The sequence below is a fragment of the Paenibacillus sp. GCM10027630 genome (assembly GCF_042676305.1).
In the GTDB taxonomy this organism is placed as follows: Bacteria; Bacillota; Bacilli; order Paenibacillales; family NBRC-103111; genus Paenibacillus_S.
Map to the genome: position 1 here is coordinate 96,541 of NZ_JBHTGY010000033.1, position 18,786 is coordinate 115,326.

Below are 18,786 nucleotides of genomic sequence, written 5' to 3' on the forward strand. Positions count from 1 at the left end.
CTTACCCCTTATTTCAATTCATGATGAAAATTTTCCATCCATCGTACGCTATGTCCTTGGATCATCTAACATGAATTCCGCTGATTAACGGAACGTCAATGCTCTATTGTTTGAAAACTCATCCCATTTCATGAAGTTGCGGAACTACGAAGCGCTATTCCGACTCTAATAGACCGAAATACCCTGTTTTTTAACAAATAAGTGATCCTAGTTCCGTTTCACTCGAATACTAACGTTAAAACAATGAAATAGCGCACCTCACTTCCTTCTAAGCGAGTGATTGGCAGTTCGCAGCGCTAAAGGGGATGAAGACACGCCACCGCTTTAGCTTTGAAGGTACATATGGAATACAACAATGGGGAGTATGGCCATGAATACGGGACCGCGTTTTTATATTTATTAAGAACCAAATTGCCTGAAGTAAATTCGCTATTCATTATCCATTTTCCTGTCGCATAGAAAAATCATGAGAAACTACTCTTGGTTTCTAAAGGGTACCATATATTGGAAAGGATCTGATCCCTTTCTTCTTTGGTGAGAGGTAAATAATCATGATCGTCCAATCCAAACTGCAGAGGGGTAATCTCTCGTTAGGCTGTCAGAATTAAGTTAAAGAGCAGGATAGTTTAATCTTTTTGACGAATTCTTTATGAAACGATGCTCGACAATCCTTGTAGATTAGTATTGAAATGTACTCAACAAAATATCTTGGTCTGTTTTATTTTGTTGCTTCTGCATGGAATTTCTGGATTTTATAACACGGAAATCGATGAATCATTGGTAGACACTAGCCATTTTAAAAAGCTATGCTATGCTTTAGCAAATCATTGGTAGAAAACTGCTAACAGATATCAATTGAACAATGAGCAGATCAGCGGTAGCCTCTTCTAATTATAGGAAATCACGAAATGAGGGAAATAGTTTTGGTTATTCAATCTGCTCTGCTGGAAATACGTAAAACAGAAGTAAAAGATTTGTCCTTTGTCTTAGCAACCGAGACAGATTTAGATAATACCCCATTCATTGGACAATGGACATTCGAACAACATCTAGAAACTTTAACCAATGCAGATGTAGCTCATTTAATCATCGAGAACAAACAGGGTGACACAATGGGCTATGCTATATTAACTGGCCTCGTAGATTCAAACAAAGCTGTTTGCGTAAAACGGATAGCTATCAAGATCAAAGGTCAGGGATATGGAAAAGAAGCAATGAGGCTTATTGTAAAGTGGACTTTCGAGAATACCGACACTCATCGTGTATGGTTGGATGTGAAAGATTTTAACCATCGGGCACGCTATGTTTATGAATCAGTTGGTTTTATTTTTGAAGGCACACTTCGGGACAGTTACTTCAATGGAGTGAAATTTGAATCACTTTCAGTGATGTCTATGCTCAAACACGAATACAAAAGGGAAGAGTTGTTGAGCTAGACGCGTAGGTTAGTCGGATAAGAATAGAGAATATGTGCTGACAATACAATTTACAGAATCAGCTAAAACCATGAGATGAGGTATTAGGATTATGGCACTAAATTATTGGAATGGTCCCTCTCTTAGTTTAAGAGCGATACAAACTGCCGACATTTCTTTATTTCGATCATTTGACGATGAAGTTTCTAGGAATGTTGATGCAATTTATTGGCCGCAGTCCGAGGAAAGAGGAGTTGAATGGTTGAACAACGAACTAAAGCCAAGAAATGATGACTCTTTCCGCTTTATTGCAGAAAATCTACAAGGCGAATTGATTGGCACTATTGATACTTTTGAATGTAACAGAAGAAATGGAACATTTAAATACGGACTAGTGGTCGCACCCATACATCGCTCTAAAGGATATGCAAAAGAAATGATCATCCTAGTTCTAAGATTTTATTTTTATGAATTGAATTATCAAAAAGTAACGCCTCATGTTTACTCTTTCAACAAAGCGTCACTTACATTACATGAGAAATTGGGTTTTGTTAAAGAAGGGCAACTAAGAAATATGGTTTACACTAATGGGGCGTATTATGATGAGATGCACTTTGGTATGACTAAGTCTGAGTTCGAAACAATACATGGAAGCCGGTTTGAGGATCTTTGAGTCATCAAGCTCTAGCGGAGAACAATAATGGAGGGGCTTGCTTTGAGCGGCTCCTCTTTTGCATGAAAATCAAAAAATAAAAACCATGTAATGAGATATTTTAGAATCATCAATCGTGTTGAATGTAGGAGGCGAAAAAATGGAATACAATTCTTTATTGCGTACGGATAAAGAATTGGCCGAACTATATCAACGGCGTGCAGATCTAGTTTACAGACTTTGCTTTATATACTTGAAAAATCCCGTTGATGTTGAAGACGCTGTTCAATCTGTATTTCTAAAACTTATTAAATCCCCAGTGGTTTTCAATGACCACGAGCATGAAAAAGCATGGCTGATGGTAACTACGCGAAATTACTGTAAAGATATTCTTAAAAATTGGTGGACAACCCGTCGAGTGGCTTTAGACGCTTTGCCGGAAATTGTTTCTTGGAATGGTATTGAGCCATCCGGCAAGGTGCTTGCAAAACTGCTTTCACTTCCCGAAAAATACAAAACAGTTTTATATTTATACTATTTCGAGGAATATACGGTAAAAGAAATTGCTGAGATGTTAGGACACAAAGAAAGCACAATCCAAACGCAACTATTCAGAGGCCGCAAACGCCTCAAGATAGATTTGGGAGGGAATTATATTGAGTAACAAAAATATTAATCAGATTTTTGAAGCTCTTTCTCCAAGAACCGAACAAAAAGAAAAAATGTTTCACAACATTGTAATGCAAAGCCAGGTTGAACATAAAGGGCAAAGAAGACTTGTTACTGTGAAACTTGTAAGATATGCCGTACTGGCTGCCGTGCTGATGGTTTGTTTAATGACAACGGCTTTTGCAGCGGCATATATGGGATTAGATGCAGCTTTTATAAAATTTCTTAAACCGGCAAATAATGAGCAGGCGGAATATTTGTCCAATGGCGCTTATGTAGTGAACAAAACAGTGAAAAATGAGTATGGATCGCTTACCATAAAGCAAGTGATCGGCGACAGCAATCTAACCTATATTTTAATGGACTTTACTGCTCCAGAAGGCACTGTTCTGAATGCGGCTCGATACCGTTTTTATTCCTCGATTACAACAAATCAAAGCTTTCATAGTACAGGATTTGAGGTGCTCGACGATGGTAATCCTAATGACAATAAAATTAGCTTGGTCATGAATATAATGACCGACAGTTCCTTAGTGGGTCAAACCGTTGATTTGAAACTCTATGATTTACAAGCTGCAGATCCGTTTCCCAGCAATTTTGAAACTGTCATTCCAGGTTCTTGGGAAGCTGCTATTAAGCTAGATTTCAAGGAGTACTCCAACCTTTATCAGATCGATCAAAACATAACGCTATTTGGTTACAAAGCAATATTAAAAACGATCTTCGTTTCACCAATTTCAATTACTTTGAAGATTGATAGTGAATCATTGAAGGAGATTAACCATGCTGCCGGAGGATTAAAGGAAATTGGCGTAAACGAATATTTGGATAACTTCCCTATCACGATAAACTATAAAGATGGTACCTCAGAAACGACCAGCATTTTTACCGGATTGGCACTAAGCGATTTATTAAGTAACCAACTGATTACAATTAAAACGTTTGGAAATGTAATAAATGATAAGGAAATCGCATCTATCGTTTTCTTTGACAAAGAAATCCCGATTATAGGTCATTAGAGTAAAATCTAATGTAGCAAGCAAGTGGGGATAAGTATTTTCTTCGAATATATTTAACTGACAAGTCTGAAACTCTCTCATTTTCAGTCGCGTCAGCCTATTACGATTCCGTGGAACAATGATAAAAACGGCTCTGCTCGCATCAAAAGCGACAGAGCCGTTATTCTTTTTTCTCCCAAATTTATTGAAATAGATAAACTTTCGGTAGCTGCGCGGCTTTAATGATGTGGATCCCTATTGGCCAGCAGTGACGATTTGGAGCAAGTCCTGAATCATATGGCGAAGCTCGTCCGAGGTTTTGGCAACAGTTTTAAATCCCCGCAATGCGCCTGTTACCAGATGGGCCAATCTCACTGGAGGAACATCGCTTGCGGCAGTAGGGTGCATTTCCAGTAAGTCGGCCAGCAAGGATTCCAATTTACCATAGCTCGTGTCGAGCGCCTCCCGGGCAAACTGGTAGGAGCTGTCCGTTATTTCCTTATATTCCGGCGAGTGTAACGAATCGTCGAAATTACGGATTGTCCATACTTCAAGGGCATATAAAATTTTATCTTCCGTTGTTTTATGGGACAACAACCCTTTCTTAATCTCCTCTATGAGGATGTCGCCGTGGTGAACAATAGTGGCGTTAAAAATTTCCTCCTTACTCTTAAAGTATAAATAGAGACCTGCGCGCGAGATGCCCGCGGACTCCGCAATTTCGTTCATCGATACCCGCTTGTAACCGTACTTGAAGAATACCTTTAGCGCTGTTTCAACAATATCCAGTTTCTTTTTATTGTCCATATCTCCATTTTATACACTTTACAAACTTTGTCCACTCGTATAGTATAGACATATAAACAAAATATGATAAATGTCTAATTCATATTAAGGAGCAAACAACATATGACCAAACAAAAACCGTTACAGACGGGATTCGGACCTGAAACGACGGCACAAGAGGTGTTGGCTGGACAAGATCTCAGTGGAAAGGTGGCAATCGTCACCGGCGGACATGGAGGGATCGGGCTGGAAACAACGCGCGCACTTGCCGCAGCCGGCGCAACCGTCATTGTCGGAGCCCGTGATGTTGATAAAGCGCAAGAAATGCTCGCATCACTGAAAAATGTCGAGGTGATCCGGCTCGATCTTGCGAATCTCTCCTCGATTGACGAGTTTGCCGCCATCTACCGAAGTTCCAATCGTGCGCTCGACCTTTTATTTTTGAACGCCGGCGTCTGCTTCCCTCCGATGATTAAAGACGAGCGGGGATTCGATACCCATTTCTCGACGAATCACCTGGGGCATTTTCAACTGACGGTAGGTTTATGGGAAGCGCTGAAGCGATCTGGAGATGCTCGGGTTATCTCTCTCTCGTCGATCGGACATATGACTGGACCGATTGATTTTGACGATCTGCATTTCACTCGGAGGCCTTACGACAAGGTTGTCTCCTACGGCGAGTCAAAGACCGCGTGCTCGTTGTTTGCCATCGAGCTTGATAAACGAGGACGAGAGCACGGAGTGCGCGCTTTTGCGGTTCATCCCGGCGCCATCATGTCGGGCTTGGCCCGACACTTGAGTGATGATGATTTAGCTGGTTGGGGTGTAAAACGGAACGAAGACGGAACCTATGCGACTTCCGGAGGTTTCAGAACCGCCGAGCAAGGCTCCGCTACATCCGTATGGTGCGCAGTCAGTCCGATGCTGAACGGCATGGGAGGCGTCTATTGCGAAGACGGCGATATCGCGAAGGTCGTATCGGCAGACAGCCAACTGCACCGTGGAGTCCGTTCGTGGGCGATTGATTCGGTGTCGGCCGAAAAGCTTTGGACGATCAGTGAGGATCTTTTGCACATTCCTCATGGAACTATTCCTCGGAGTCAGGATTGACTCTTGTGGGAATAGAATAAAATAATGATTATCTTGGTGAGATGGAGGGAGAATAGAAATGAAAAAAGTCGAATTGGGAACACAGGGTTTAAAAGTGAGTGTAGAAGGTTTGGGCTGCATGGGAATGAGTACGACTTATGGCCCAAGTAATGACGAGGAGAGTTTGGCTACGCTTCGTCGTGCAATCGAACTCGGTATCACGTTTTTCGACACAGCGGAGATTTATGGGCCTTTACACAACGAGGAACTGCTTGGACGCGCCTTCGCAAGCATTCGTGATCGTGTAATCATCGCGACAAAGGTCGGAATTGGTTTCACTGATGACGGCAAGCCCAAAGTCGTCGACGGCACCGTTGTCGTGGATGGTAGTCCAGAGAACATCATCAGGGCAATCGAAGGGTCACTACGGCGCTTGAAGACGGAGTACATCGATCTCGTATATCTTCATCGCATCGATCCAAAGGTACCGATTGAGAAAACAATCACAGCAATGAGCAAACTGGTCACTGACGGTAAGATTGGCCACATCGGTCTGTCCGAGGCATCAGCCAGCACAATCCGCCGTGCTCACGCTGTGCACCCTATCACTGCCGTCCAGACCGAATTCTCTCTGTTCGAGCGCGGTGTCGAGTCAAACGGCGTGTTTGAGACGGTGCGCGAATTAGGCATTGGCTTTGTTCCTTACTCGCCGCTAGGACGAGGGTTCCTGACCGGTCAGTATAAGGTCGACCAGCTCGACCCTACCGACTTCCGTAACTATGACCCTCGGCTAAGCGGAAAGAACTTAGAGACCAACATGCGTATCGTCGAGGCGATCAGCCTCATCGCTAAAGAGAAGGGAGTTACGCCCTCTCAATTGGCGTTGGCTTGGACCATCGCACAGGGTGGTGTCCCTATACCCGGTACCCGACGGATTGCGTATCTGGAAGAGAATGTCGCTGCGGCGGATATCGTACTGTCGAAGGAAGATTTGGCCAGGCTTGACGAAGTCGCCCCCATCGGGGTTGCATCGGGTAACCGCTATTCCGAAGGCCTTATGTCACAACTCAACCATTGATCGATTAGCCTGTCTCTGGCTTCAATACAAGACAGGAGTACGAGGTAATCCCTTCGCTACACGAATGAATCAATGCCCTGGATAAGCGTGAGTCCAGCTGTTGCAATAGATTCCTTTCATTTGCCACTAGGGAATGATACGCTGGCAGCATACCAGGCAAAAACCGACGCTTTTCAGAAAGAAATTCAAGGTTGGCTGGACGTGATCACGAATACCGACTACGATGAAAACATCAGTTGAAAGGGAATGGCGGATGTGTACAAGACCAATCACCAATCTTAGGTCGAAATAACGTAGACCGATACATGCCCAACTCGCGTGGGAGCGGCGCTCCTGACGAATCCGCAGTGGTTGATTAGGCGGTGACGGTTGACTGTCGAGTCAGCTTGCTAGGAGTTAAAGTAGAAAAGCCGAAATACCTTAGCGTAGAGGAAAAAAGGCTGTTCTTACAAGAAGGGAGAGCTGAAATGAAGGTTATTATAGTTGGGGCAACTGGTATGGTTGGTCAAAGTGCATTGCGGGAATGTTTATTGGATGAAAAAGTTCAGGAAATTCTTACGATTGGTCGGAATCGTACAGGTCAGCAGCATAAAAAACTAAATGAAATTGTGCTTAATAATTTTACTGATTTATCTTCAATAGAAAATAAAATAACTGGATTTGATGCTTGCTTTTTCTGCCTTGGAGTATCTTCTATGGGTAAGAAGGAGGAGGAATATACAAGAATAACGTATGATATCACGCTATCAGTTGCCAAAACTTTAGCAAAATTGAATCCTCAAATCACGTTTATTTATGTTTCAGGAAGTGGGACAGACAGTACCGAAGAAGGGCGCTCTATGTGGGCAAGAGTAAAGGGAAAAACCGAGAATGCTTTATTGCATCTTCCATTAAAGGCGGCCTATATGTTTCGTCCAGGTGTCATCATTCCATTGTATGGTGTGAAATCAAAATCAAAATTATACCAATTTTTTTATGATATTATGAAGCCTTTGAATTTATCACTATTGAAATTGAATAGTGTCATTACATCTGAACAATTGGGAAAAGCCATGATTGAGGTAGCAAGAAACGGTTATTCTAATCCTATTATTGAAAGCAACCAGCTTAAAAAAATAAGTATGCGGAATTAGTAATATGATATACTTCTGAGAAGTGAAAAAGGCGAAATATTCTTTCGAAACGGGGAGACTCAGCTTTGAATCAGGAATTCCTTAAGCTGCATAAGGTCGCTAGGGAACTATGCAGTGAGGGTGTTCGGTTCGAACCATGGTTTTTAATGTGGACTAAGGATAGTGGGAAATCAAAAAAGAACCTGGGTAGTTTTATCAGGTTCTTTTATATTGCATATAAACAGACACGATGATATAATCAGGTTACGACTTTCGAAAATTCCATGGACATAGTTATTGTATCTTACACTTTAAGTGTACCATGTCGGTAAAACTCTTGTCAAATGTTTTTTCTAAATTTAAGGGTTAGGAGAGATTTTGAATGAGTTCTTTGGTTCTCGGTTTTCAGGAAATGGAAAAAACGCAGCTTTTGCTCGTTGGCGGAAAAGGATTGAATTTAGGGGAATTATCAAAAATTGATGGAATACAAGTACCAGAAGGATTTTGTGTCACAACAGTGGGATATCAAAAAGCCATCGAACAAATCGAAACGTATCAAGCTTTGTTGGATCGACTAACAATGCTAAAAGTAGAAGATCGAGATCAAATTGGTGAAATCAGCAGGAAGATTCGACAAATCATTATGGAAGTAGAAATTCCTTCCGATGTTGTGAAAGCAGTTACCCACTATCTCTCCCAGTTCGGTGATGAACATGCTTATGCAGTGCGTTCTAGTGCGACTGCTGAAGATTTGCCGCATGCCTCATTTGCGGGTCAACAAGACACCTATTTAAATATCATTGGCAAAGATGCGATCTTGCAGCATATCAGCAAATGTTGGGCTTCCCTGTTTACGGATCGCGCGGTAATCTACCGTATGCACAATGGATTTGATCACAGTCAAGTTTACTTATCCGTTATCGTTCAAAGGATGGTTTTCCCACAGGCTTCGGGGATTTTATTTACCGCTGATCCGATTACTTCCAACCGAAAGCTGCTATCAATCGATGCCAGTTTTGGTCTTGGAGAAGCGCTGGTCTCTGGCTTGGTATCTGCCGATTGTTATAAAGTACAGGAAGGGGAAATTGTCGATAAGAGGATAGCAACCAAAAAAATAGCTATCTACGGACGAAAAGAAGGCGGAATAGAAACAAAGCGGATCGATCCTGATCAGCAAAAGACTCAAACGCTTACTGAACAACAAATTTTGCAACTGGCACGCATCGGAAGACAGATCGAGGCTTATTTCGGTTGCCCACAAGATATCGAATGGTGTTTGGTTGATGATACATTTTATATTGTCCAGAGTCGGCCAATCACGACTTTATACCCGATCCCTGAAGCGAATGATCAAGAAAATCACGTCTATCTATCTGTTGGTCATCAACAAATGATGACAGATCCCATAAAACCATTGGGATTGTCTTTTTACCTGTTAATTACTCCTGCACCCATGCGTAAAGCCGGTGGGAGGTTGTTTGTTGATGTTGCACCTAGGCTGGCTACACCTGCCGGACGGGAAGCTTTATTAAATACCCTGGAATCCGATCCGCTCATAAAAGGCGCACTCATGACCCTAATTGAGCAAGATTTTATAAAATCGTTATCAGATGATAGAAAAGAACTGAGTCCCGTTAATAGCAGTAAAGGTAGGTCGTCTGCAGGTTTTCAAGCACAAATCGAAGACGATCCGTCAATCGTTTCTGATTTGATTAAGAACAGTCAAACCTCGATAGAAGAATTAAAACAAAACATCCGAACGAAATCGGGAGCAGATTTATTTGATTTTATTCTGGAGGATCTCCAGGAATTAAAGAAGATTTTATTTGACCCACAAAGTACAAAGGTTTTTATGACTGCTATGAATGCTTCGTCATGGATCAATGAAAAAATGTATGAGTGGTTAGGTGAAAAAAACGCAGCAGATACGCTTTCTCAATCTGTACCAAACAACATTACTTCGGAAATGGGTCTGGCGCTATTGGATGTCGCAGATGTAATCCGTCCTTATCCGGAAGTAATTGATTATTTACAACAGGTAAAAGATGATAATTTTTTGGATGAACTGGTTAAGTTTGATGGTGGACAGGAAACCCAAGACGCTATCTATGCTTATCTCAACAAATACGGAATGCGATGTGCCGGTGAAATTGATATTTCGAGAACTCGTTGGAGTGAAAAACCAATTACACTTGTCCCTATGATTCTCAGTAATATCAAAAACTTTGAGCCTAATGCTGGCAATCGGAAATTCGAGCAAGGGCGACAGGAAGCTTTAGAAAAAGAACAAGAGTTATTAGGTCGATTGAAGCAAATACCGGATGGTGAACAAAAAGCTGAAGAGACAAAACGAGTGATCAGCTTAATCCGGAATTTCATCGGTTATCGTGAATATCCAAAATACGGCATGATTAATCGCTACTTCGTTTATAAGCAGGCTTTACTGAAAGAAGCCGAACAACTCGTACAAGCTAGCGTTATTCATGAAAAAGAAGATATATACTATCTTACTTTTGAAGAACTTCACGAAGTCGTGCGCACAAATAAACTGGATTATCAGATCATCAGTAATCGAAAAGACGATTACAAATTTTACGAAAAACTAACTCCTCCACGTGTAATCACGTCTGATGGTGAAATCATTGTGGGTGAGTACAAACGAGAAAATATCCCAGCCGAAGCCATTGTAGGACTGCCTGTTTCTTCCGGAGTTATAGAAGGAAGAGCACGTGTCATCTTAAACATGGAAGATGCTGATCTGGAAGATGGAGATATATTAGTCACCGCCTTTACTGACCCTGGCTGGACATCATTGTTTGTATCCATTAAAGGCTTGGTCACCGAAGTTGGCGGACTGATGACCCATGGAGCCGTTATCGCTCGTGAATATGGTTTGCCAGCAGTTGTCGGAGTTGAAAATGCTACCAAGCTGATAAAAGATGGGCAACGAATTCGCGTGCATGGAACTGAAGGGTATATCGAAATATTGTAATGGTACCGTCGGTGAAGCTTGAGGTCGCGGTGAAGGTGAAGCAGTGCTTGCAAGCGAAATGGTAAACAAAGAAGCCGCCTCCGTCATGGGGCACTTCTTTGTTTCAGTTGATTGAACAGAACCTTACTTTAAGTAAGTGTAAGTAACTCACGGCTACTGGAATAACGAATGGATCCTTCAGTTCGTTAGGGGGGTAGCTTCGATGAGTAGTTATTTGGATCGCTGTTCTTCTCGATATAACATCCAACCTACAACAAGTCCATATACCGCAGTAACAATATGAATCCAAGAAGGTGTTTTATCTACTGCATTCGTTAATACCAATATTGCATCTACTATAGGCATTAAAATAGAAGTTAACATAATAACAAGTAATGCTTTTCTCATACGAAGTACCATCAAGGTTAGTAGGCAGATACCAATAAACAGATCACGATCTGCTTTTATATGTACAAGATATCTATCAGCTGTGTCATGCAGCGGTATACCAAAATCTCGAATCGCAGCTTCTGGCTGAATAAAACCTCTTATTCCTAAATACAACATCAACAACGTAACAACACCCACTAACCAAAATGTTACTGACTTTGGTCCCCAATAATATTTACTCATTTGTCTGTCTCCTTTTTCTGTTCTATTTGATTGACTTTATTGTATATCGATTGTAAAATTCTGTTAATAACGCACTTTAAAGTAATGCACTTACTTAAAAGTAAGGGAATGATTAATCTATGATTCATCAGCACGAATGTCCAATCGAGACAGTTATTCATGTTTTAGGTGGCAAATGGAAGCCCGTTATTTTATGGCATTTGATGGAATCAACCAAGCGATTCAATGAGCTGGAAAAGCTCATACCTGATGTTTCCCAAAAGATGCTTACGCAACATCTTCGAGACTTGGAACAAGAAGGCGTGATTGAAAGAACGGTATACCCCACCGTCCCTCCAAAAGTAGAATATTCCCTTAGTGAATATGGCAAAACATTGATCCCTGTAGCAGAAGTGATGTGTGCTTGGGGAGAAAGTCATAATGAGCGGAAACGTGAAGAACCAGCTTCTTAAAGCTGTTTTTTTTCTACCTTTCATCAATAAAGATGAAACTAACGGAGTACGATGGTGAAGGGGTCTGCCTCGCGGCAGCTCCTCTTTTTGTTCATTGAAAGGGGGTGCAGCATTTGATAAATTTATTTCTGTATAACTGGATGGTCAGAGATGAATGGTTTGAATTGTGTAAGCAAATTCCAAATGATGATTTGACGTGTAATCGAAGTGGTGGAGTAGGTGGTATTCAGAAAACACTATTCCACATTGTAGATGTTGAAAATAGCTGGATTCGTGGAATTCAGGGAAAACCTGATATTCAAGTGCAATATGATAAATATAAGTCCATTCGGCAAGTAAAAGATCTTTCAGATTCTTGGAGAACCGAAATACGGTTTTTCTTTGAAACATGGAATAGCGATTTTGAACATGAAGTTGTGACAGTATCATGGACGAAAGGAAGCTACACCAAAGGTGAAATTTTGCTTCATGTAATTGCTCATGAAATCCATCATATGGGTCAGTTGTCCGTCTGGGTAAGAGACATTGGATTTCAACCAGTATCCGCCAACGTTATTGGAAGAGGGTTGAGGAATTCTTTTTCTTCGGTTTCGCAGAGAGGAGGTCTTCATTTGTGAAAATGGTCTATAAACCTAGTCCTATGATTGGTACAGCGATTCCGGGAAATATCCCTAGCTCTAAATGGGCAGGGCTTCCAAATCAGAGTCGCTTGGAACACACCAGATGGAGACCCTGCTAGCCTCTGCCCCAGACGAAGAGCATGAATAGATAGTCCGTGTTTCCAATGAAGCTTAGCCGGTTTCACGGTACAACATCACTAAACTTGGTCAAATGTTAATAGATACTGGTTTGATTGGTTGTTTTTATCCAATATTTTTCTTCTCCCCCGAACGGGGGATTTTTTTTTTGCCAATATAGTCTTATAGTAGGTCAGTATGTCAAAAGTCGACAAGTAGGGATGGGAATTTCAACAATTGTAGAAAATTTTAATCGAAATTCCTGCCTTCATTTATTGACAAAGAAGAGGAGTGAAAACAGAACTATGCTTGCAACAAACAGTAAGAAGGTTTTCAACAAAGCGGTTAGGGGCCACATCCTATCTGGCTTTACAAAGGTACTACTAAAGAGGGGCCTCATATTATTATTATTGGCATTGATGGTGTTGTCTTCATTTTCGTTTACTTCAGAGGCATCAGCCGCTTCAATAAATACCAACAATATGATAAAGTGTGCCAGTGAGAATGAGAGTTGCAATTTTCCGGGTACGCAGGTTGTGTATTATGGTGCGAATGGATACTATACTTCCGGTACTTTTACCAAAAGTGTGGGTTGTAATAACAATACATTCGGCGATCCCATCGATGGTGTAGGTAAAGCGTGTTATGTGGCCAAAGGGGACGTGACTTATGACAGCAATGGCGCTACATCCGGAAGCACGTCGACCGACAGTAATACATATGAAGTGGGAGCTGCTGTTTCTGTTTTGGGCAATATAGGGAATCTGGTGAAAACGGGTTTTACCTTCGCTGGCTGGAACACGAAAGCGGATGGAACCGGAACTCCTTATGCTGCAGGCGCTACATTCAATATGGGAACGGCAAACGTAACGTTGTATGCGGAGTGGACGGTGTTCCCTGCAGAGTACGTTTATAGCGGAACGGGTACAGCAAGCGATCCTTATCAGGTTGCAACACCCGCACAATTAGATCTGGTCAGGAACTATTTGGGTTCGGGCCTTTATTTCAAGCTGACGACGGATGTGACGCTTTATGCGAAGTGGACGATGAACTCAACGTACACCTTGAGGTATAATAGCAACGGGGCTACCTCCGGAAGCGTGCCTACCGATAGCGGCTCGTATGAGCAGGGCGTAACGGTGTCGGTTTACGGCAACACGGGTAACCTGGTGAAGGCAGGCTATACGTTCGCGGGCTGGAACACGCAAGCGGATGGAAATGGAACGAATTATACCACCGGCGCTACGATTACTATGGGAACAACGGATGTGACACTGTATGCGAAGTGGATATCAGCGAATACATTGTTGTCCAGCTTGTCCACGGATCAAGGAACATTAACACCGGCGTTTACGACATCGAATTCGAATTATACATTGAACGTGTCTAATGCGGTTTCAAGTCTCAACATTACTTTGACAAAAGCTGACCCGAATGAAACTCTATCGGTTACGGGTGCAACATACAGCACGGTAACGGGTAATGTATATATTTACAACGCTTCGAACCTGATTGTCGGGCCAAACCTTATTAAAATACAGGTAACTGCACAGAATCAGACATCAAATACGTATAATCTAACAGTGAACCGTTTAAGCAACAACGCTGAGTTGAGCGGACTGACACTATCCGGCATCACGCTAACCCCGGCATTCACTTCTGGGACAACTTCGTACAGTGCTAGTGTGGGTAATAATATATCCAGCACGACCGTTACGGCAAGCGTATATGACAGTAACGCGACGATGACTTTGAACGGAGCAGCAATTGCAATCGGCCAAGCAAGCGGCGCTATTACTTTGAACGCTGGCACTAACGTGATTACCATCATCGCGACATCGCAGGATGGCACTCCGAAAACCTATACGGTTACGGTGACGCGTGCATATCCATCATCCAGTAGAAGCAGCAGTAGCGGAGCGACGACTTTCAGCGATAAAGTTACCTCTTCGGACGGTACACTGACGCTTCCCGTTGGTAAGTCGGGTGAGGTTAGCTTGGGCGATATGGTTAAGATTGTTATTCCTGCCGATGCTTCAGGTAAAGATCTGAAATTAACGATTGAAAAAGTGGTGGACACGCAAAAGCTGCTCACAAGCAAAGATGTTCTCGCCACCCCGGTATACGAAATTCTGAAAAACTTCTCGGAAAACTTCGATAAGGAAATCACTCTTATCTTTACCTTCGATCCGAAAAGTTTAAAGGGAAATCAAACACCTTCTGTATTCTTCTATGACGAAACTAAGAAGACATGGGTAAAAGTTGGAGGCGAGGTGAATGGTAATACCATTACCGTAAAGGTGAACCACTTTACAAAATATGCGGTCTTCGGTGTAGACCAAGGGGCAGACGCTGCGGAAAACACTACGCAGACGATCAACTTCAGCGATATCTCCGGACACTGGGCGGAGACGAATATCAAGCAAGCGGTAAGCACTGGTATCGTCAGTGGCTATCCGAATGGTTCGTTCAAGCCGAATACTACCGTAACGCGTGCTGAATTTGCTGTCATGCTGATAAATGCGTTGAAACCGCAACGGGATGGAGCAGCACTTGCATTCACCGATAAGGAGAAGATCGGCGCCTGGACTCAGAAAGCAGTAGCGCAAGCAGTGCAAGCAGGCATTATTAATGGATATGAAGACGGCTCCTTCCGTCCGGATGCAGAAATTACACGCTCCGAGATGGCGGCTATGATCGCGAATGCGCTAGGAAAGTCCATTCAAGCGACTGTTACAACCAGTTTCGTGGATGATAAGGATATTCCGGCATGGGCAAAAGGCGCAGTTGCGGCCATGTACAAGCAGGGCATTCTCGAAGGCAAAGGTCCAAACCAATTTGCTCCAGGCGATAAAACAACAAGAGCAGAGGCGGTAACGGTACTGCTGAAAATGCTGGCGCAAAAGAGCAAGTAAAAAACACAGAGACAAGGCTGCTTTGAATCAAATTCGAAGCAGCCTTGTTGTTTACTTGCGATGATCCGTATTTCCCCGTTGCCGGAATCAAAACCATTAATGTCGGAAAAAGACAAGAACATAAATGTTTTAGAAGCCGCATAACTGCGGCTTTTTCCATTTATCGTTTGCCGCAATTGAGGAATCTTCTCAAAATGATCAGCTATTGATTAAGGGACAGGGGAGGATAATTCAATTGAATTGTTGAAACTTATGGTAAAGATAATTAAGGAGATTGCGATGAATAATTACGTAAATTGCAAAATTTCAGGTATTCCATCACTAATTATAAATCCGCCTGATATACCAAGAGCAACAGTGCTTTTGTATCACGGTTGGGCATCCAAAATCGAGAACTCTCAACAGCTATTACTTCCGGTTACCAAGATGCGAGGCGGGGAGAACTCGAAAAGGGAGCCAGTGACTGGAAACTTCTCCTACAAATTGATTCTGAAGAGGAAATAGGTAAGATGTGGGGAGATGCAGGGAGAATCTATTTTTTGGATACGAGAAATTACTTGGAGCTCAAGAAGTGACACTTGGATGGTGTGACTATCTTGGCACAGATTCTGCTAGGTTGTCGTTTATGCCGCTCAGGACTTACCTCAGCGGCTCAGGTGTTGGAGATTGAAGTGCTACCCCGTACATTTTTCCGATACTCTGTCGGTGGAAACCCTGTTTCTTTGCGAAAGATTTTTGTAAAATGATTCGTATTTTCAAAACCGGTCTGCTCAGCGACTTCTTTCATGCTCAGTGACGTTGTTGTGAGCAGAAACTTAGCTTTATCCATCCGTTTGCGCTGCATATATTTAGCGGGTGGCATGCCGAAGTGCTTTTTGAAATATTTGATCAAGTAATTGGGGTGGAAGTGGACGGATTTTGCCATTTGTTCCACAGTAATGCTTTTATGAAGATTGTGTTCGATGAATGTCTGCAGTTGGTCTAGTCTATCCATTTCTTCGGTACGCTGCTGCAGCATATGGACGGGAACAGATTCTAAATAGCAGGATATAATTTGCAGCAGAATCGCCTTTTCGCGAAGCCGAGATGTTAACGCTGAATCGTGGAATAGCGCAACAAGCTCTTTAAACCATGTTGTCATCTGCTCGGCATTGCTGACCTTCATATAGAGCGGTATGTCCAGCCATTGGAATAGATCAAACGAACCGATATGCGCTGTAAAATGGCACCAATATTTAAAATAAGGAAGATTGCTGGTGACTGAATAAGACTGCTGCGAATGAGCAGGAAGCAAGCAAAGTTGCCCTGGACGAGGGTGCAGCTCTTGATCGCCTATTTTGATCCAGCCTTCTCCGTTCAGAATCCAATATAGTTTATTGTACGCCGGTGTAAAATTATGCAGTCTCCACGATTCGGTACATTGAGTAAGATGGGCTTCCGCAACATGTATCTGAAGGTTTTGAAGAAGATCGGCCAAGAAAGCAGATTGTTGTGCATTCATCATATGTTCACCTGTAAAAGTTAGTAATGGACGGGTAAAGATTAGTTTCATACATGTCTATGATACCATAGCCTTGATATACTGAAGTAGTAAACATTCTTATTGAGTATTTTAAAAAACAAGGGGGAGCATGAATGGGTGAAGATTTTGAAAAACTCTCAGTTGCCAACTTAAAGCTCTTACAGTATTACTTGGCAGATGCTATAGCTCCAAAACTACACATGAATCAGGATTTTATGATTAACATACTAACTACTATAGATAGCTACGCGATTCAAGCAGAGATAGAAGAAATATCTAACATTATACAGTCTTATTCTTTTATTCTGCGTTACATTTTTTATGTCGACCGTAAATTCGTGACAATCAATGAGGAAATTACTTATATTGAAAAATATTGGCAATTAATGAGCTATCGTGATCAAAATATTAATTTAATTTTGAAAATACCAAAAGAACTGAAAGATATCCAAATCCTAAGGTTAAGCCTTTTTCCGCTAGTTGAAAATTGCATATATCATGGTTTCAAAAATGGAATGGATGAGAATTGCTACATAGAAATTAAAGCATGCATCCTGCAATCGAATCTAATCATTGAAATTAAAGATAACGGTTTTGGAATACCTGCAGAAATTTTAAATAATATATTCACTCAAATGAAAGAAAGCATCATTAACTCTACATTAAGAAATAAAAAGTCAGGCAATGGAATTATGAATGTACATAACAGGATCCGATTAGCTTACGGCAACAATTATGGTTTAAAAATTAATACTAAAGAAAAACTAGGGACCAGTATTGCTATGAAATTACCTTCCTGCTGAACCTCTAGGGCCTTTTGGCGTAAACCGTACTCTTCCTAATAATTCTTTGGATATATTGCCTTGCCAAGATGTGCAATGACCTGTAAATTTTATTTTAGATGATAGTAATGATCTAAAGAATTGAGGCGTTTAAATTTGAAAGAAAACAAGGTTAGGGAAATTCGAGAGACGGATTATCATGATATTTATTTGCTAAATCAAGACTTTAACCCGAATTTACATGTATTTTCCGAAGAGAGAGTAAGAGAGAAGATTGAAATCATTACAAAGAAAACTAAAGATATCATCTTTGTTTACGAACAAAACACCGAGGTAATCGGATATATTCATGGAAGCCCGTATGAATTACTTTTTTCCGACTCTTTAGTAAACGTTCTGGGATTTGTTGTTAAAGAAAGCTATAGGAATCAGGGTATAGGCGGTATTTTGATTGATCACCTTGAACAGTGGGGAAAGGACAATGGATATTCTGGAATAAAATTGTTGTCCCACCCAAGTCGAATACATGCTCACAGGTTCTATGAGAGACGAAGCTATATGTTTACAAAGGATCAAAAGAATTATATAAAAAAATTCCAAGACTAAACTAACGGATAACGACAATAGAGTGGCCGCTTTGAGCAGCTGCTCTTTTGTTTATTTGAAGTATCGGGCAGTATAGTGGAGTAAAGAATCTGTTGGAACAAAACAAAAAGGAGATAGAGATATAACGGAATTCTGGGAAATAAGTTTATAGAAAAACAAACGATGTGGGGATCTTGCTGGGTATTTAAAGGTGAATTTTAATGATGCCCAGTCTGGTATAATGACCAAAACACTGATATAACGAGCAGGATATTAAAGCAATTTATACGAAGGGCAATGACAGATTGATGCATTGATACAGTAAAAATTATTAAAATAGGTTCTTAAACTAGTCCACTCTTTAGCCTATTATTGGTTTATGATTAAAAA

The 18,786-nt window shown here is 41.5% G+C and carries 17 protein-coding genes; 14 read left to right on the plus strand and 3 right to left on the minus strand.

The genetic code is table 11. The features are described from left to right. The first annotated feature begins 923 nt into the window (after positions 1-923). The 4 genes from ACFQ0C_RS16155 (at position 924) to ACFQ0C_RS16170 (ending at position 3,755) form a co-directional block, all read left to right on the plus strand. Positions 924-1,436 (plus strand): GNAT family N-acetyltransferase, encoded by a 513-nt coding sequence (locus ACFQ0C_RS16155; RefSeq protein ID WP_379368103.1) that lies wholly within the window; start codon positions 924-926, stop codon positions 1,434-1,436. A 91-nt stretch (positions 1,437-1,527) separates the two neighbouring features. Further along, entirely contained in the window at positions 1,528-2,088 is a 561-nt protein-coding gene (locus tag ACFQ0C_RS16160) for a GNAT family N-acetyltransferase (protein ID WP_379368104.1), read from the plus strand. Between the two features lie 139 nt (positions 2,089-2,227). Further along, positions 2,228-2,731: an RNA polymerase sigma factor gene (locus tag ACFQ0C_RS16165; RefSeq protein ID WP_379368105.1), complete on the plus strand. Its 504-nt coding sequence runs from the start codon at positions 2,228-2,230 to the stop codon at positions 2,729-2,731. Next, a complete protein-coding gene (locus ACFQ0C_RS16170) occupies positions 2,724-3,755 on the plus strand; it encodes a hypothetical protein (protein ID WP_379368106.1) in 1,032 nt (343 codons plus the stop codon). The genes ACFQ0C_RS16165 and ACFQ0C_RS16170 overlap by 8 nt, the downstream gene beginning before the upstream one ends. Before the next feature lie 234 nt (positions 3,756-3,989). Here ACFQ0C_RS16170 and ACFQ0C_RS16175 read toward each other — a convergent pair whose 3' ends face one another. Next, the gene (locus tag ACFQ0C_RS16175; protein ID WP_379368107.1) at positions 3,990-4,541 is read right to left on the minus strand and encodes a TetR/AcrR family transcriptional regulator; all 552 of its coding nucleotides are present in this window, start codon (positions 4,539-4,541) and stop codon (positions 3,990-3,992) included. Positions 4,542-4,643: 102 nt separating this feature from the next. Here ACFQ0C_RS16175 and ACFQ0C_RS16180 point away from each other — a divergent pair, with 102 nt between their 5' ends. The 4 genes from ACFQ0C_RS16180 to ppsA all read left to right on the plus strand — a co-directional run bounded on the left by ACFQ0C_RS16180 (position 4,644) and on the right by ppsA (position 10,791). Beyond that, complete coding sequence (locus tag ACFQ0C_RS16180; RefSeq protein WP_379368108.1) at positions 4,644-5,630, plus strand: SDR family NAD(P)-dependent oxidoreductase; 987 nt, start codon at positions 4,644-4,646, stop codon at positions 5,628-5,630. 58 nt (positions 5,631-5,688) lie between these two features. Next, entirely contained in the window at positions 5,689-6,687 is a 999-nt protein-coding gene (locus tag ACFQ0C_RS16185; protein WP_379368109.1) for an aldo/keto reductase, read from the plus strand. A gap of 467 nt (positions 6,688-7,154) precedes the next feature. After that, positions 7,155-7,820, plus strand: coding sequence for an NAD-dependent epimerase/dehydratase family protein (locus tag ACFQ0C_RS16190; RefSeq protein ID WP_379368110.1), 666 nt, complete (start codon positions 7,155-7,157; stop codon positions 7,818-7,820). Between the two features lie 361 nt (positions 7,821-8,181). Further along, positions 8,182-10,791, plus strand: coding sequence for a phosphoenolpyruvate synthase (gene ppsA, locus ACFQ0C_RS16195; protein ID WP_379368111.1), 2,610 nt, complete (start codon positions 8,182-8,184; stop codon positions 10,789-10,791). A gap of 210 nt (positions 10,792-11,001) precedes the next feature. Here ppsA and ACFQ0C_RS16200 read toward each other — a convergent pair whose 3' ends face one another. Continuing rightward, a complete protein-coding gene (locus ACFQ0C_RS16200) occupies positions 11,002-11,403 on the minus strand; it encodes a DUF4267 domain-containing protein (RefSeq protein WP_379368112.1) in 402 nt (133 codons plus the stop codon). Between the two features lie 119 nt (positions 11,404-11,522). On the opposite strand from ACFQ0C_RS16200, the gene ACFQ0C_RS16205 reads away from it, so the two are divergent. The 4 genes from ACFQ0C_RS16205 to ACFQ0C_RS16220 all read left to right on the plus strand — a co-directional run bounded on the left by ACFQ0C_RS16205 (position 11,523) and on the right by ACFQ0C_RS16220 (position 16,082). After that, positions 11,523-11,855, plus strand: a complete 333-nt coding sequence (locus ACFQ0C_RS16205) for a winged helix-turn-helix transcriptional regulator (RefSeq protein WP_379368113.1) — start codon at positions 11,523-11,525, stop codon at positions 11,853-11,855. A gap of 113 nt (positions 11,856-11,968) precedes the next feature. Further along, the gene (locus tag ACFQ0C_RS16210; protein ID WP_379368114.1) at positions 11,969-12,472 is read left to right on the plus strand and encodes a DinB family protein; all 504 of its coding nucleotides are present in this window, start codon (positions 11,969-11,971) and stop codon (positions 12,470-12,472) included. 425 nt (positions 12,473-12,897) lie between these two features. After that, on the plus strand, positions 12,898-15,507 hold the full coding sequence (locus tag ACFQ0C_RS16215) for an S-layer homology domain-containing protein (RefSeq protein WP_379368115.1): 2,610 nt from the start codon (positions 12,898-12,900) through the stop codon (positions 15,505-15,507). 374 nt (positions 15,508-15,881) lie between these two features. Next, the gene (locus ACFQ0C_RS16220) at positions 15,882-16,082 is read left to right on the plus strand and encodes a DUF1963 domain-containing protein (protein ID WP_379368116.1); all 201 of its coding nucleotides are present in this window, start codon (positions 15,882-15,884) and stop codon (positions 16,080-16,082) included. A gap of 77 nt (positions 16,083-16,159) precedes the next feature. On the opposite strand, the gene ACFQ0C_RS16225 is transcribed toward ACFQ0C_RS16220, so the two are convergent. Then, on the minus strand, positions 16,160-17,008 hold the full coding sequence (locus ACFQ0C_RS16225; protein WP_379368117.1) for a helix-turn-helix domain-containing protein: 849 nt from the start codon (positions 17,006-17,008) through the stop codon (positions 16,160-16,162). Between the two features lie 134 nt (positions 17,009-17,142). On the opposite strand from ACFQ0C_RS16225, the gene ACFQ0C_RS16230 reads away from it, so the two are divergent. Further along, complete coding sequence (locus ACFQ0C_RS16230; RefSeq protein ID WP_379368118.1) at positions 17,143-17,832, plus strand: sensor histidine kinase; 690 nt, start codon at positions 17,143-17,145, stop codon at positions 17,830-17,832. 135 nt (positions 17,833-17,967) lie between these two features. Further along, the gene (locus ACFQ0C_RS16235) at positions 17,968-18,417 is read left to right on the plus strand and encodes a GNAT family N-acetyltransferase (protein WP_379368119.1); all 450 of its coding nucleotides are present in this window, start codon (positions 17,968-17,970) and stop codon (positions 18,415-18,417) included. Positions 18,418-18,786: the final 369 nt, after the last annotated feature.

Coding starts and splice junctions, on each gene's coding strand:
- ACFQ0C_RS16200 (WP_379368112.1), bottom strand. CDS start 11,403: ATGAGTAAATATTATTGGGGACCAAAGTCAGTAACATTTTGGTTAGTG.
- ACFQ0C_RS16190 (WP_379368110.1), top strand. CDS start 7,155: ATGAAGGTTATTATAGTTGGGGCAACTGGTATGGTTGGTCAAAGTGCA.
- ACFQ0C_RS16180 (WP_379368108.1), top strand. CDS start 4,644: ATGACCAAACAAAAACCGTTACAGACGGGATTCGGACCTGAAACGACG.
- ACFQ0C_RS16165 (WP_379368105.1), top strand. CDS start 2,228: ATGGAATACAATTCTTTATTGCGTACGGATAAAGAATTGGCCGAACTA.
- ppsA (WP_379368111.1), top strand. CDS start 8,182: ATGAGTTCTTTGGTTCTCGGTTTTCAGGAAATGGAAAAAACGCAGCTT.
- ACFQ0C_RS16225 (WP_379368117.1), bottom strand. CDS start 17,008: ATGAATGCACAACAATCTGCTTTCTTGGCCGATCTTCTTCAAAACCTT.
- ACFQ0C_RS16185 (WP_379368109.1), top strand. CDS start 5,689: ATGAAAAAAGTCGAATTGGGAACACAGGGTTTAAAAGTGAGTGTAGAA.
- ACFQ0C_RS16205 (WP_379368113.1), top strand. CDS start 11,523: ATGATTCATCAGCACGAATGTCCAATCGAGACAGTTATTCATGTTTTA.
- ACFQ0C_RS16215 (WP_379368115.1), top strand. CDS start 12,898: ATGCTTGCAACAAACAGTAAGAAGGTTTTCAACAAAGCGGTTAGGGGC.
- ACFQ0C_RS16160 (WP_379368104.1), top strand. CDS start 1,528: ATGGCACTAAATTATTGGAATGGTCCCTCTCTTAGTTTAAGAGCGATA.
- ACFQ0C_RS16230 (WP_379368118.1), top strand. CDS start 17,143: ATGGGTGAAGATTTTGAAAAACTCTCAGTTGCCAACTTAAAGCTCTTA.
- ACFQ0C_RS16175 (WP_379368107.1), bottom strand. CDS start 4,541: ATGGACAATAAAAAGAAACTGGATATTGTTGAAACAGCGCTAAAGGTA.